The sequence below is a fragment of the Dermacoccus sp. PAMC28757 genome (genome assembly GCF_014302635.1).
Classification (GTDB): domain Bacteria; phylum Actinomycetota; class Actinomycetes; order Actinomycetales; family Dermatophilaceae; genus Dermacoccus; species Dermacoccus abyssi.
Window position 1 is genome coordinate 2,059,367 of record NZ_CP060292.1, and the last position, 14,108, is coordinate 2,073,474.

The 14,108-nt window shown below is 70.8% G+C and carries 13 protein-coding genes and 1 riboswitch; all 13 genes read left to right on the forward strand.

Features of this window, described 5'->3' with window-relative positions; genetic code table 11:
• Positions 1 to 96: 96 nt before the first annotated feature.
• The 13 genes from H7F30_RS09880 (at position 97) to ribD (ending at position 14,108) form a co-directional block, all read left to right on the forward strand.
• On the forward strand, positions 97 to 810 hold the full coding sequence (locus H7F30_RS09880) for a hypothetical protein (RefSeq protein ID WP_255464731.1): 714 nt from the start codon (positions 97 to 99) through the stop codon (positions 808 to 810).
• Entirely contained in the window at positions 807 to 1,796 is a 990-nt protein-coding gene (locus H7F30_RS09885; RefSeq protein ID WP_187034856.1) for a nitronate monooxygenase, read from the forward strand. Before H7F30_RS09880 ends, H7F30_RS09885 begins: the two co-directional genes overlap by 4 nt.
• A gap of 28 nt (positions 1,797 to 1,824) precedes the next feature.
• Positions 1,825 to 2,694, forward strand: a complete 870-nt coding sequence (gene pyrF, locus H7F30_RS09890) for an orotidine-5'-phosphate decarboxylase (RefSeq protein ID WP_187034858.1) — start codon at positions 1,825 to 1,827, stop codon at positions 2,692 to 2,694.
• 108 nt (positions 2,695 to 2,802) lie between these two features.
• A complete protein-coding gene (gene gmk, locus H7F30_RS09895; protein WP_047312697.1) occupies positions 2,803 to 3,363 on the forward strand; it encodes a guanylate kinase in 561 nt (186 codons plus the stop codon).
• Between the two features lie 17 nt (positions 3,364 to 3,380).
• On the forward strand, positions 3,381 to 3,644 hold the full coding sequence (gene rpoZ, locus H7F30_RS09900; protein WP_047312698.1) for a DNA-directed RNA polymerase subunit omega: 264 nt from the start codon (positions 3,381 to 3,383) through the stop codon (positions 3,642 to 3,644).
• A gap of 10 nt (positions 3,645 to 3,654) precedes the next feature.
• Entirely contained in the window at positions 3,655 to 4,929 is a 1,275-nt protein-coding gene (gene coaBC / locus H7F30_RS09905) for a bifunctional phosphopantothenoylcysteine decarboxylase/phosphopantothenate--cysteine ligase CoaBC (RefSeq protein WP_187034860.1), read from the forward strand.
• A gap of 62 nt (positions 4,930 to 4,991) precedes the next feature.
• Entirely contained in the window at positions 4,992 to 6,209 is a 1,218-nt protein-coding gene (gene metK / locus H7F30_RS09910; RefSeq protein WP_047312700.1) for a methionine adenosyltransferase, read from the forward strand.
• A gap of 116 nt (positions 6,210 to 6,325) precedes the next feature.
• Positions 6,326 to 8,590, forward strand: coding sequence for a primosome assembly protein PriA (locus H7F30_RS09915; protein WP_187034861.1), 2,265 nt, complete (start codon positions 6,326 to 6,328; stop codon positions 8,588 to 8,590).
• A 25-nt stretch (positions 8,591 to 8,615) separates the two neighbouring features.
• The gene (locus H7F30_RS09920) at positions 8,616 to 9,350 is read left to right on the forward strand and encodes an HAD-IA family hydrolase (protein ID WP_187034863.1); all 735 of its coding nucleotides are present in this window, start codon (positions 8,616 to 8,618) and stop codon (positions 9,348 to 9,350) included.
• Positions 9,351 to 9,429: 79 nt separating this feature from the next.
• A complete protein-coding gene (gene fmt, locus H7F30_RS09925; protein ID WP_187034865.1) occupies positions 9,430 to 10,368 on the forward strand; it encodes a methionyl-tRNA formyltransferase in 939 nt (312 codons plus the stop codon).
• The gene (locus tag H7F30_RS09930; RefSeq protein WP_370562384.1) at positions 10,361 to 12,010 is read left to right on the forward strand and encodes an RsmB/NOP family class I SAM-dependent RNA methyltransferase; all 1,650 of its coding nucleotides are present in this window, start codon (positions 10,361 to 10,363) and stop codon (positions 12,008 to 12,010) included. Before fmt ends, H7F30_RS09930 begins: the two co-directional genes overlap by 8 nt.
• A 48-nt stretch (positions 12,011 to 12,058) precedes the next feature.
• Entirely contained in the window at positions 12,059 to 12,715 is a 657-nt protein-coding gene (gene rpe, locus H7F30_RS09935; RefSeq protein WP_187037977.1) for a ribulose-phosphate 3-epimerase, read from the forward strand.
• Between the two features lie 57 nt (positions 12,716 to 12,772).
• A riboswitch (FMN riboswitch) is annotated at positions 12,773 to 12,902 on the forward strand.
• A gap of 138 nt (positions 12,903 to 13,040) precedes the next feature.
• Positions 13,041 to 14,108, forward strand: a complete 1,068-nt coding sequence (ribD, locus tag H7F30_RS09940) for a bifunctional diaminohydroxyphosphoribosylaminopyrimidine deaminase/5-amino-6-(5-phosphoribosylamino)uracil reductase RibD (RefSeq protein WP_187034867.1) — start codon at positions 13,041 to 13,043, stop codon at positions 14,106 to 14,108.

Genomic DNA, 14,108 nt, shown 5'->3' on the forward strand with positions numbered 1-14,108 from the left:
GAGCTCATCGCGACGCGACGCGTCGGTGCCTTCGTCGCGCACACCTTCGTCGCGCCCGGCATCGCCGAGGCGGCGCGGCCGGGACAGCTCGTTTCGGTGGCGATCGGTGACGAGGCGTCGGCGATCATCACCCGACGCGCGCTGCCGCTGCGGGCCGTCACTCCCACGGGCACGTTCGGCGGCACCGTCGAGGTCGTCATCGACCCCGACGCCGACGAGGCCAGTGCCTGGCTCGCCGGGCGACGCCTCCACGACGAGGTGAGCATCCTCGGCCCGCTCGGGCGTGGCTTCCCGCTGCCGTCGCAGCCGGTGCGTGCGGTCGTCGCGGGCGTCGGTGCCAGCGCGGCGTCGCTCGTGTGGCTCATCACCGAACTGCGTCGAGCGGGGAGCCAGGTGCCGCGCGTCGTCATCGGCGGTCGCGACGACCGTCACCTGCTCGGTGTCATCGAAGCACGCCGTCTCGTGGGTGACGTCGTCACCGTGGTGCCGGAAGCGGGGGGAGTGACGTCGCTCGAATACCTCGTGCAGGTCGCGCTCGATGCCGCGCTCCGAGTAAGTGACGCACCGGTGGTGTACGCCGCCGGCGACGTGTCGGCTCTTGCGGCGATGACGGCGGCCTCCCAGGGTCGAGGGGCAGTGCTGCAGGGTGCGTTCGACATGCCCATGCCGTGCGGCACCGGCCTGTGCGGTGCGTGCATCGTGCCGGTCGCCGGGGCGTCCGGCGACGTTCGCAGTGTTCGATGCTGCAGCGAGGGCCCGGTGCTGCCCGGTAACCGCGTCGTCTGGCACGACCTGTTGGAGCAGCGATGAGTCCGCAGACGCCGAAGGGCGCTGAGCCGCAGACGAACACGCCTCCCGAAGACATCGACGTGTCGGTCACGCTCGGCAACCACCGCCTCGCCTCGCCGCTTCTCGCGGCGTCCGGCTGTGGCGGGTTCGGGCACGAACTCGTGCGCTGGGGTGGACTCGGCGGGTTCGGGGCCCTCGTCACGCCGACGCTGACGAGTGAAGCCCGGGAGAGCAGCGAACGCCGCGTCCTCGTCGAGACGCCCTCGGGGGTGGTGCACCCGCACGACGTGCCGAACATCGGCGCCAACGCCTTGAGCGCCACGCGGCTGCCGTGGGAGATCTGCGGCGAGACGCCGGTCGTCGCGTCGATCGCGGGGGACACGAGCGGCGACTTCGCCGAGGCTGCTGCGGCCGTGCGTCGTCGCACCGCAGCGCGCGGTCTGCTCGGTGTCGAGATGAACCTGTCCGTGCCGAACGAGGCGAACAGCGGGCGCCCCTTCGCGCGTGACGAGTACGCCGTGACGAAGGTCGTTGCCCGTGTGCGCGAACACCTCCCACGCAACCTGCTCCTCTTCGCCAAGCTCACGGTGGGCACGGATGTCGTCGAGTTGGCCCGCGCCGCACTGAAGTCGGGTGCCGACGTCATCGTCGTCGGTCACCCGCCGGCAGCGACGAGCATCGACCCGACGACGCTGAGACCCCGCACGCGCGGCGCGGCGACGATGGCCGGGCCGGCACTGCTGCCCATGACGCTCGGCGCCGTCTTCGAACTCAAGGCCGCGATGATCGCCGGCCGACTCCCGAGCGCGCCGATCGTCGCCGGGGGCGGCATCGCGCGGGCTGAGGACGTCGTCGCAGCCCTCGCAGCGGGAGCGAGCGCGGTGCAGATGGGAACCGCGCTCATCCGCGACCCACGCGCCGGCGTCACGACCCTCGACGCACTGCGCCGCCACTGCTCAGAGCTCTCCAAGCCCCCGTCGTCCATGACCGCCGTCGCGCACCGCTGACACCGACCGTTCGACCAGGAGAACCGCCATGACCACCACGTCACCCGAAGCCGGTTTCGGTGCTCGACTGAAGGCCGCGCACGAGCGCTTCGGCCCGGCCTGTGTCGGCATCGACCCCCACCGTGGCCTCGTCGAGGGGTGGGGGCTGCCCTACAGCTACGAGGGTGTCGAGCGGTTCGCGCTGACGTGCGTCGAGGCGTTCGGCGGACGCGTCGCCTCCGTCAAGCCGCAGTCAGCCTTCTTCGAGGTGTTCGGCTCGCGCGGTGTGGCACTGCTCGAGCGCGTGACGAAGGAACTGCGCGAAGCAGGCACGCTTGTCGTGCTCGACGTGAAGCGCGGCGACATCGGCACGACGATGACGGCCTACGGGGAGGCGTTTCTCGGCAAGGACGCGCCCGAGCCGGCCGACGCGATCACGCTCAGCCCGTACCTCGGGTACGAGTCGCTGCGCCCGGCGCTCGACCTCGCGCGGGACACCGGACGCGGCGTGTTCGTGCTCGCACTGACCTCGAACCCGGAGGGGGCTGGAGTCCAGCACGCGAGCACGCCGGACGGCAGCGTCGCGGGCGACATCGTCGCGTCGGCAACCCGCGACAACGCCGAGGCCGCGGACCGGGGAGAGTGGGGCCACGTCGGCTTCGTCATGGGCGCAACGATCGGCTCGGCGCTCGACGACCTCGGCCTGCAGGACGCGCTCGCCGCGTCGAACGCGCCGGTCCTCGCGCCGGGCTTCGGCGCGCAGGGCGGCACGGTCGAGACGATCAAGGAAGTCTTCGGCGCCTCCGTCGAGCGCGTCATCCCGACGACGTCGCGCGACGTGCTCAAGGCCGGCCCGGACGTCAGCTCGCTCATCGAGGCTGTGGAGCGCACGTGCGAGAGTGTGGCTCGCTTGGCGTGAGTCGCTCGGCCTGAACAGGGGCCGGGCGGCCAACTGTCGGCCTGTGAAAGGATGAGCGACACGCCCTCGCGGGCGTCTCGCACCAGTTCGCCGTGGAAGGAATCCTCGATGAGTGGACGCCTCGTCGTCCTGGCCGGCCCCACCGCGGTCGGCAAGGGCACCGTCGCCGCCTACATCCGCGAGCACTACCCGGAGGTGTGGCTCTCGGTCTCCGCGACGACGCGCCCGCCGCGCCCGGGTGAGATCGACGGAGTCCACTACCGCTTCCTCAGCGACGAGGAGTTCGCCCGGACGGCGCGCGAGGACGGCTTCCTCGAACACGCCATCGTCCACGGTCGTGCCTCGTACGGCACGCCGAAGGCCCCCGTCGAGGAGGCGATGGCCGAGGGCAAGCTGCCGCTGCTCGAGATCGACCTCCAGGGTGCGCGCCAGGTCAAGCAGAACGCGCCCGACGCGTTCTTCGTCTTCCTCGAGCCTCCGAGCTGGGACGAGCTGGTGCGCCGGCTCGTCGGGCGCGGCACCGAGACCGAGGAGGAACGCGAGCGACGCCTCCAGACCGCGAAGGTCGAACTGGCCGCGAAATCCGAGTTCGACCACGTCATCGTCAACGACGACGTTCGGCGTGCAGCCGAAGAACTCGTATCATTGATGAGAACCCCCGAAAACTGACGACGAAACGAGTGATTGTGTCCGGCACCAAGGCCGAGCCCATCGGCATCACGAACCCGCCCATCGACGACCTCCTCGAGATCGCGGACAGCAAGTACGCGCTCGTGACGTACGCCTCGAAGCGCGCGCGTCAGATCAACGGCTACTACAGCCAGCTCGCTGACGGCCTGCTCGACAACGTCGGTCCGCTCGTCGAGGCCCAGCCCAACGACAAGCCGCTGTCCATCGCGCTGCGCGAGATGAACGAGGGTCTGCTCTCGATCGAGAAGCTCGAAGCCTGAGTCTCGCGAGATGCGCATCGTTCTCGGTGTGACGGGGGGCATCGCCGGCTACAAAGCGGCGTTGCTCCTTCGTCTTTTCACGGAGAGTGGGCACGACGTCACGGTCGTGCCCACTTCTGCTGCACTCGAATTCGTCGGCGCTCCCACGTGGGAGGCGCTCTCGGGCAAGCCGGTGCAGACGGGTGTCTTCGAGAACGTGCACGCGGTGCCGCACGTCAAGCTCGGCCAGAGCGCCGATCTCGTCGTCGTGGCACCGGCAACGGCAGACCTGCTCGCCAAGGCCGCGTGTGGCATGGCGAACGACCTGCTGACGAACACGCTGCTCACGGCGCGCTGCCCGGTTGTCATGGCTCCGGCCATGCACACCGAGATGTGGCTTCACCCGGCCACGCAGGCCAACGTCGCCACGCTGCGTGAGCGCGGCGTGACGATCGTCGAGCCCGCGTTGGGTCGGCTCACGGGCGCCGACACCGGCCCCGGCCGTCTGCCCGACCCCGACGTCATCTACGAAGCCGCTTTGGCTGCGGCCGCGAGCGGTACACGCCGTGACGGTGCCGAGAAGGTTCCTGTCGCCCGCGAACAGGGGCCCTTGGTCGGGCGCACCGTGCTGGTCACCGCCGGCGGCACGCGTGAGGCCATCGACCCCGTGCGCTACCTCGGCAACCGCAGCAGCGGGAAGATGGGCTTCGCCATCGCAGCAGCTGCCGCCGACCTGGGCGCCAAGGTCACCCTCGTCACGACGGCCACGCCGCCCGCTGACGTTGCGTCCCGCGTCGACGTCGTCATGGTCGAGAGCGCCCGGGCGATGCGTGAGAAGGTGCTCGAGGCCGAGCCCGACCTGCTCGTCATGGCGGCCGCCGTGGCCGATTTCCGCCCGAGTGAGGTGGCCACGTCGAAGATCAAGAAGACGCACGGCCCGGGCGACGACTCGGCGCCCGTCATCACACTCGTGCGCAACCCCGACATCCTCGCCGAAGCCGTCGCGCAGCGTGACGCGAAGGCCGACTCGGAGGCGCGTCGTCGCGTCATCGTCGGGTTCGCCGCCGAGACGGGCGACGCCGACGGCGACGTCCTGTTCCACGCCCGCGCCAAGCTCGCTCGCAAGGGGTGCGACGTTCTCGTGGCCAACGAGGTCGGCGACGGCGTCACGTTCGGTCAGGACGAGTCGACCGCCCACCTGCTGCGTGCCGACTCCGACGAGGTCGTCACCGTCGGGCCCGCCCCGAAGTCTCACATCGCGGCAGCGGTCGTCGACCTCGCCGCGTCTATCTTCACTACTCAGTAACATGCTGTGACGGGGTGGTTCGCGCCCCAGTCAGCAGCCGCTGCCCACGTCAGGAGTCCGCTTTGACCCGTCTGTTCACCTCCGAGTCCGTCACCGAAGGTCACCCCGACAAGATCTGTGACCAGATCAGTGACGCGATCCTCGACGACATGCTCAAGAAGGACCCGAAGTCGCGCGTCGCGGTCGAGACGATGGTGACGACGGGCCTCGTGCACGTGGCGGGCGAGGTGCGCACCGAGGGCTACACGGACATCGCGACGCTCGTGCGCAACGTCATCACCGAGGTCGGCTACGACTCCTCGCTCAAGGGCTTCGACGGGCACAGCTGCGGCATTTCCGTCTCGATCGGCCAGCAGTCGGTCGACATCGCGCAGGGCGTCGACCAGGCGCACGAACACCGCGTCGACGGTGGCGTCGACCCGCTCGATCTGCAGGGCGCCGGCGACCAGGGCCTCATGTTCGGTTACGCCTGCGACGACACCCCCGAACTCATGCCGCTGCCGATCTTCCTCGCGCACCGCCTCTCCGAGCGCCTCACCCGCGTGCGCAAGGACGGCACGCTCGAGTACCTGCGCCCGGACGGCAAGACCCAGGTCACCATCGCCTACGACGGTGACAAGGCTGTCGGCCTCGAGACCGTCGTGCTCTCGACCCAGCACGACGAAGGCATCGACCTGGGCGGTCAGCTCGCGCCCGACATCGAGCGCCACGTCATCGACCCGGTCATCGCCGAACTCGCGGCCAGCGGCGTCGCGCTCGACACCACGAACGTGCGCCAGCTCATCAACCCCACGGGCAAGTTCGTCATCGGCGGCCCCATGGGTGACGCCGGCCTCACCGGGCGCAAGATCATCGTCGACACCTACGGCGGCATGGCCCGCCACGGCGGCGGCGCCTTCTCCGGCAAGGACCCGTCGAAGGTCGACCGCTCGGCCGCCTACGCCATGCGCTGGGTGGCCAAGAACGTCGTCGCCGCAGGGCTCGCGAAGCGCTGCGAGGTGCAGGTCGCCTACGCCATCGGCAAGGCTCAGCCGGTCGGCCTCTACGTCGAGTGCTTCGGCACCGAGACCAAGCCTCTCGACGTCATCCAGAAGGCCATCGACACGACGTTCGACCTGCGCCCCGCCGCGCTCGTCGAGCAGCTCGACCTCCTGCGCCCGATCTACCAGCCCACCGCGGCCTACGGCCACTTCGGTCGCACCGAGGCACCCGGCCTGGAGAACGGGTTCACGTGGGAGCGCACCAACCGCGTCGAGGAACTGCAGCGCGCTGCCGGCTGATCACCGACCTCACAGAGCGAAGGGCGCCGCCTGTCCACACCGGACGGGGCGGCGCCCTTCGGCGTCCACGCGGGGAGGTTCGACGGTTGTCGGAGGTGTGCCGTATACATGGGGCCATGAGCGAGCCGCACGCACCGACCAGCGAACAGCTGGCCCTGCTGCGTGAGGCCGCGCGTCCTCAGCGCAAGGAGCCGGGAGACGCCAGCACGGACGCCGCCGACGCAGCGCCCGCGTCGTCCGGGTCGAAACCCGACCTGGTCGCCGTCGTCTGGCCCATGCTCGAAGTGCCTCACCTCGACCGCGAGTTCGAGTACACGGTGCCCGAGGAGATGCGTGCCGACATTGCGGTCGGTGTCGCCGTCAAGGTGAGGTTCAAGGCGCAACAGATCACCGGCTACGTCGTGGCTCTGCGCGAGCAGGCCGAGTTCTCGGGCACCCTGCGGCCCATCCAACGCGTCATCTCGTCCCAAGTCGTGCTCACGCCGCACGTGTGGGAGCTGGCTCGCGCCGTAGCCGCTCGTGACGCGGGGAACGTCAGCGACGTCCTGCGCCTGGCGATCCCGCCCCGGCACGCCCGCGCCGAGGCGGCGCTCGACGCTCGGGAGGAGAAGACCGCGGCGCCAGAGGGGGATGTCGACGCCGCCGGGGAGACCGCTGACGCATCGAACCCGACGGCGGCGGACGGATCGCCGGGTGCGCCGAGCGACGGCGAGCGGTCCGAGAGCGAGCCGGCCGAGCCTGCCGGGGCAGCGGTCGACGAAGCATCGAGCGCCTGGCGTTACTACGGCGGCGGGTTGTCGCTGCTCAAGCACATCGCCGACGGCGAAGGGCCACGTGCGTCGTGGAACGTGGCACCCGGGCTGTTCGGTGACGACGCCTGGCCGGCGGCAGTCGCAGAGCTCGCCGACGCGGCTCGACGTTCGAAGCGGGGGAGCCTCGTCGTCGTGCCGGACGCGCGCGACGTCGAGCGCGTGCTCGAGGCGTGCACCGCACTGCTCGGGCGAGACAAAGTCGTGCGCCTCAGTGCCGATCAAGGGCCGCAGGCGCGCTACACCTCGTTCCTCAAGACGGTGCGCGGTGAGGCCGACGTCGTTGTCGGCACGAGGGCCGCGATGTTCGCCCCAGTGAAGGACCTGGGGCTCGTCGTGTGGTGGGACGACACGGACTCGCTGCACGCCGAGCCCCACGCTCCCTACCCGCACGTGCGCGACGTCCTGCGCGAGCGAGCCCGCCTCAGTGGTGCGTCGCTCGTCTCAGCCGGACCCACGCGATCGGCGGCGGTCGAGGCCTGGGTGGAGAGCGGGGATCTCGTCGCCGTCGATGCCGTGGCTCGTACCGGGCCGGCCGTCGTCGTGACGGGGGATGACCGGGCGGTCGAACGTCACGGCCCGGCCGCCCGGGCACGCATTCCCGCCCAGGCCTGGCGCGGAGCCACGGACGCACTCGCACACGGCCCCGTCCTCGTTCAGGTGCCGCGGCGTGGCTACGTTCCGGCTCTCGCCTGTGCGCGCTGCCGCACGAAGGCTGCGTGCCCCGTTTGCCACGGGCCGCTGGGGTTGGCCGACGAAGGGGCCACGCCCGCGTGTCGCTGGTGCGGCCACGTCGCCCACGTCATCACCTGCCCGGAGTGCGGTGCGCACGACCTGAGGTCACTCGTCGTCGGTGCCGGTCGCACCGCGGAGGAACTGGGGCGTGCCTTCCCCGGCGTGCCGGTGCGCCGATCGGGTGCACCGGACGTTCTGGCCACGGTGCCCGACACCCCCGCGCTCGTCATCGCAACGCCCGGTGCAGAGCCGGTCGCCGAAAACGGCTACAGCGCAGCCATCCTGCTCGACGCGTGGGCACTGCTCGATCGCGCCGGGCTCGACTCGTCCGAGCGGGCGCTCACGCATTGGTCGACCGCCGCGGGCCTCGTGCGGGGCGCCGCTGACGGGGGAGCGGTCTACCTGTGCGGCGTGCCGCGCCACGTGCCGTTCCCGAGCGTGGAAGCGCTCGTGCGTGCGGCGCCGCGGTGGTTCGCCGAGCGCGAGCTGGCCGAACGCGCCGAGGTCGGTCTACCCCCGGTCGTCCGGATGGCCGCCCTCGAGGGGCCGAGACGTGCGGCGCAGGACGTGGCCGACGAGGTCTCGCGCCGCGCGAACGACGACGGCGTGCCGCTCGACGTGCTCGGACCACTGCCGTTGGGACGACGCCACATGTTCGATCGCGCGACGGGCCGCTCGAACGACGACGACCCGAAGGTGCGCTACCTCGTGCGCTGGAACGACCCCGGTGCGCCCGAGCCCCCGAAGCTGCTGCGTGGCGTGCAGGCCGCCCGCTCGGCGGCACGCGAACCGGTCGTCACGCTGCGGCTCGACCCGATGCTCGACGGCCTGGCATGAGAACCATTCCGTTACGGTGGGCGCCATGACTTCGACGCCTGACCTGAGCAGACTCGACGACATCGACGGCCCCGATCTCGAGGAACTCGGGGGCTTCACGGACGACACGGCCCCCAACCCGGTCGACTTCGTCGTCTTCGACATCGGCAACGTGCTCATCCGCTGGGAGCCGTTGCTCGCCCTCGAACCCGTCGTCGGGCGCGAGCGCGCCGAGGCCTTTCTCGCCGAGGCCGCCATCGACTTCCACGGGCGCAACTTGCGCGCGGACGGGGGCACGCCGTGGTCCGAGATCGTCGCCGAACTCACCGAACACGACGCAGCCGTCGGAGAGGTGGGCCAGGCCTACGTCGACCACTACGCCGACGCCATCCGCGAGCCCATCGACGGCACCGTCGCCATCCTGCGGGAACTACACGAAGCGCAGGTGCCGCTGTTCGCCGTGACGAACTTCTCGGCCGAGCTGTTCCCGATCGCCCGAGAACTGCACGACTTCCTCGAGCTGTTCGAGGAGATCATCGTCTCCGGCGAGGAGGGCGTGACGAAGCCCGATCCGGAGATGTGGGTAATCCTCGAGGAGGTGACCCGTCACATCGGGGGCCTCGAGGACGCGGTGTTCATCGACGACTCGAGCGCCAACGTCATGAGCGCCGAGCAGGCGGGGCTCGACGCGTTGCTGTTCACCGACCCGGACACGCTGCGCGACGAACTGCTCCTGAGGGGTCTGCCGTTGGCGCCGATCGTGCGTGACTGTCGGCGCTAGCGCGCCCACTAGACTTGGCCGGACGTCGGCCGAGGCCGATACCCCGACCCCGCTCCACTCGACGAAGGGACGTGCTCCCATGCGCGTTGTGTTCGCCGGCACTCCCGAGGCCGCGGTTCCCTCGCTGAGCGCACTGCTCGACTCGGCCCACGACGTCGTGGGTGTCATCACCCGCCCCGACGCCCGCTCTGGGCGCGGTCGCAAGACGTCCGCTTCGCCGGTGCGTCGCGTCGCCGAGGACGCCGGCGTCGAGGTACTCACGCCGACCAAGCCGTCCGACCCCGAGTTCGTCGCACGTCTGCGCGAACTGGCACCCGATGCCTGCCCCGTCGTCGCGTATGGCGCGCTCATCCCACGTGACGTCCTCGACGTGCCTCGTCTGGGCTGGATCAATCTGCACTTCTCGCTCCTGCCCGCGTGGCGTGGCGCTGCGCCCGTGCAGCACGCCCTCATGGCCGGCGACGATGTCACGGGTGCCTCGACCTTCCTCCTCGAGGAGGGCCTCGACACCGGGCCAGTCTTCGGCACGATGACAGAGGCCGTCCGCGCCACGGACACGGCCGGCGACCTGCTGGGACGCCTCGCCGAGGGCGGAGCGTCGCTGCTCGTCAAGACCCTCGATGCCCTTGAAGCGGGAGAGGTCACGCCCGTCGCCCAGTCGGGCGACGGTGTCTCCCTCGCGCCGAAGATCCTCGTCGAGGACGTGCAGATCGACTGGAAGTCGCCCGCCTTCGCTGTCGACCGCCGCATTCGCGGCGCGTCCCCGGCGCCAGGGGCCTGGACGACGTTCCGTGGTGAGCGCCTCAAGGTGCTGCGCAGCACCCTCGCGGTGACCGATGAGGCGAACCCGCCCCTGGCGGCCGGTGCGCTGCGCGCGACGAAGAAGCAAGTTTTCGTGGGCGCCGTCGGAGGCACCCTGGAATTGCTCGAGGTGCAGCCTCAGGGCAAGAAGAGCATGGTCGCGGCCGATTGGGCACGCGGCGTACGAATCGACGAAGGAGAACGCCTCGGTGGCTGACGCGCGCGAAGGATCGGGTGGCTACGGCCGCGGCTCGAACCCCCGACGGGACGACCGCGGTGACGGTCGCGGCTCTCGCGGTGGCCACGACGCCTCGCGTCGTGACGCCAAGGGCCGAGAGCGATCGGATGCCCGGCTGCGCAGTGCGGGCCACCGCAGCGCGGCCGCCCCGTCCGAGCGACGCCGCAGCGGCGACCCGGCGCGTACCGCGGCTCTTGCCGTTCTGCGCGCGGTAGACGACGGCGCGTACGCCAACCTCGAGATGCCCAAGGTGTTGCGTCGCCACGACCTCAGCGGTCGCGACGCGGCCTTCGCCACCGAACTGGCCCTCGGCACCATCCGGCGTCAGGGCCTCTACGACCGGGTCATCGAGGTCGGAGCAGGCCGCGCGCCGGCCGACATCGACCCGATCGTGCTCGACATCCTGCGCCTCGGGGTTCACCAACTGCTCTCGATGCGCGTGCCCACGCATGCGGCGACGTCCGAGACCGTCGCGCTCGCTCGTGAGCATGCGGGCGCCGGTGCGTCCGGCTTCGTCAACGCCGTTCTGCGCCGCGCTGGGGAACGTGACCGCGACACCTGGATCGCCGCCCTCACCCGTGGCGTCGAGGACGCCGACGACGTGCGCGCCATCGCGACGTCGCACCCGGCCTGGGTCGTCTCGGCCCTGCGTCAGGCACTGCGCGGTCACGAAGCGGCCGGCGGTGAAGGTCAGCCGAGCCTCGACGACGCGCTCGACGCGTTGCTCGCCGCGGACAACGAGGCACCCCGCGTCGCGCTCGTGGCACGTCCGGGCCTCGCGGACGTCGACGAACTCGTCGAGGCCGGTGCCGAACTCAGCGATCTGTCGCCCATCGCGGCCACCCTGCCGTTCGGCGACCCGGCGAACATCCCGGCCGTCCGCGAGACGCGCGCTGCTGTGCAGGACGAAGGCTCTCAGCTGCTCGCCATCGCCCTGGCCGAAGCGCCCGTCGAGCCTGCGAAGCCGATCGAGGCCGACAACGAGATGGCCGAGGCCTCGGCCCGCCCCACGACCGGCGAGCAGTGGCTCGACATGTGCGCCGGCCCGGGTGGCAAGGCGGCGGTACTCGGTTCCATCGCGCACCTGCGCGGACACGTCCTGTTCTGCAACGAGTCGAGCGAGCACCGCACCGAGCTCGTTCGCCGCACGCTGCGCGCTCTGCTCGACGACGGCGCCGAGATCTACGTCGGCACCGGTGACGGCCGTGAGCTCGGCGCCGAGGAACCCGCGACGTACGAGCGCGTCCTGCTCGACGCTCCCTGCACCGGCCTCGGTGCGATGCGTCGCCGACCCGAGTCGCGCTGGCGCCGGCGTCCCTTCGACGTCGCAGAGCTCGCCGCCCTGCAGGTGGAACTGCTCAACTCCGCGCTCGACGCCACGCGTCCGGGCGGCATCGTCGGCTACGCGACGTGCTCGCCGCACCCGGCCGAGACGCTCGCTGTCGTCGGTGAGGTGCTCGGCGCGCGCGACGACGTCGTGCAGGAGGACGCTTGGCCGTACTTCCTCGACGCCTACGACGAGCCGCTCGAGCGCATCGGCACCTTGCCGTCGGTCCAGCTGTGGCCGCACCTTCACGGCACCGACGCCATGTTCTTCGCCCTCCTGCGCAAGACGCGCTGACCACCGGAAAGGCCCGAGATGACCGACACCACCCGCGTCGAACCCACCATGCGCATCGCGCCGAGCATCCTCTCGGCCGACTTCGCCAACCTGCAGAGGGAACTCGACGCGATCAAGAATGCCGACTGGGCACACGTCGACGTCATGGACAACCACTTCGTGCCCAACCTGACGCTCGGGCTTCCCGTCGTCGAGTCGCTGCTCAAGGTGGCACCCATGCCGCTCGATGCGCACCTCATGATCGACGACCCCGACCGCTGGGCCCCGCAGTACGCGGAAGCGGGCTGCAAGAGCGTCACCTTCCACGTCGAGGCCGCCGCCGACCCGAAGAAGATCGCGCGTGACATCCGCGCTGCCGGTGCCCGCGCGTCGATGGCCATCAAGCCCGGCACCCCGTGGGAGCCGTACGAGGAACTGCTGCCCGAACTCGACATGGTGCTCGTCATGACGGTCGAGCCCGGATTCGGTGGGCAGTCCTTCATGGCCGAGCAGATGCCGAAGGTGCGCGCTGTGCGCGAGAGCGTGAAGAAGCACGGCGGTGACATCTGGATCCAGGTGGACGGCGGCGTCTCCGCGAAGACGATCGAGCAGTGCGCCGAAGCCGGTGCGGACACGTTCGTCGCCGGTTCCGCCGTGTACGGCGCGGCCTCGGCGGCCGACGCCGTCGAGGATCTGCGACGTCTCGCAGCCGGCCACGCTCACTGACGTTCCGATCGTTGACACCCGGGGTCGCAGGCGCGCACCCCGGGTGTAGCATGAGCGGCGTGCTCCGGGGTAGGTGAAATTCCTAGCCGGCGGTTAAAGTCCGCGACCCGGCCCGCTTCGTCAGGGGTCGGTTGACTCGGTGAGATTCCGAGACCGACGGTTAAAGTCCGGATGGGAGGCAGCATGAGGGCGGTCGCGTGAGCGAGCGCCGGTGTTCGGCATCGCCCAAGATGCCGTGCACTGCTCGTCGTGTGACGAGCCTCCATTTCGTGCGATCTCGCACCACCCCGGTGAACGGTGATGTTCCGAACCGGAGGTGACAACGATGAAGCTCGACCGCTCAGGCGCCGTGCGTCGTGCCGTCGCGCTCGCGGCTCTTTCGCCGCTTCCGGACGCGAACCCGCGCGTCGGCTGCGTCATCGTCTCGACCGACGGCTCGGTGCTCGCCGAGGGCTACCACCGAGGCGCCGGAACGCCGCACGCCGAAGCGGCGGCCATCGCCCAGGCGAACGCCGATGGCGTGGACCTGCGTGGAGCCACCGCTTACGTCACCCTCGAACCCTGTGCCCACCAGGGCCGTACGCCGTCCTGCGCCCGCGCGCTCGTCGCAGCCGGTGTGGCCCGTGTGGTCTACGGCCAGGGCGACCCGAACGGCGCAGCCGCCGGGGGAGCGGGCATCCTCGCCGACGCGGGCATCGCCGTCGACCAGGACGCCGAGCTTGCGCGCCAGGGGGCCGCACTCAACGAGGACTGGACGTTCTCCGTGACCCACGCTCGGCCCGTCGTCCGGTGGAAGTTCGCCGCCACGCTCGACGGATTCAGCGCCGCCGCCGACGGCACCTCCCGATGGATCACCGGTTCCACGGCCCGCGCAGATGTCCACCGGCTGCGCGCGGAGCACGGCGCCGTCGTCGTCGGCACGGGAACGGCGCTCGCCGACGACCCGCAGCTCACCGTCCGCGACACCGACGGCACGAACCTCCCGACGCAGCCCCTGCGCGTCGTCGTCGGTGACCGCGACCTGCCCGCCGACGCTCGCGTCCTCGACGACGCCGCCGAGACCCTCCAGCTGCGCACCCACGACGTCGACGCCGTTCTCGAGGTCCTGCACGAGCGCGGCATCCACGCGGTGTGGCTCGAGGGCGGGCCGACACTCGCCGCCGCCTTCCTCGCGGCCGAGCGCGTCGACGAGGTACTCGCCTACGTCGCCCCCGCGATGCTCGGCGCCGGCAGGCCCGCAGCGGCAGACTTCGGCGCCGCGTCCATGACCGACCTGCGGCGTTTCGACCTCGTCGACGTGACGAGCCTCGTCACGCCCGCTGATGCCACCACCCCAGCGCAGACCGACCTGCGCCTGACCCTGCGCCCGCTTGCGACGCGTGAGGAGAGCTGA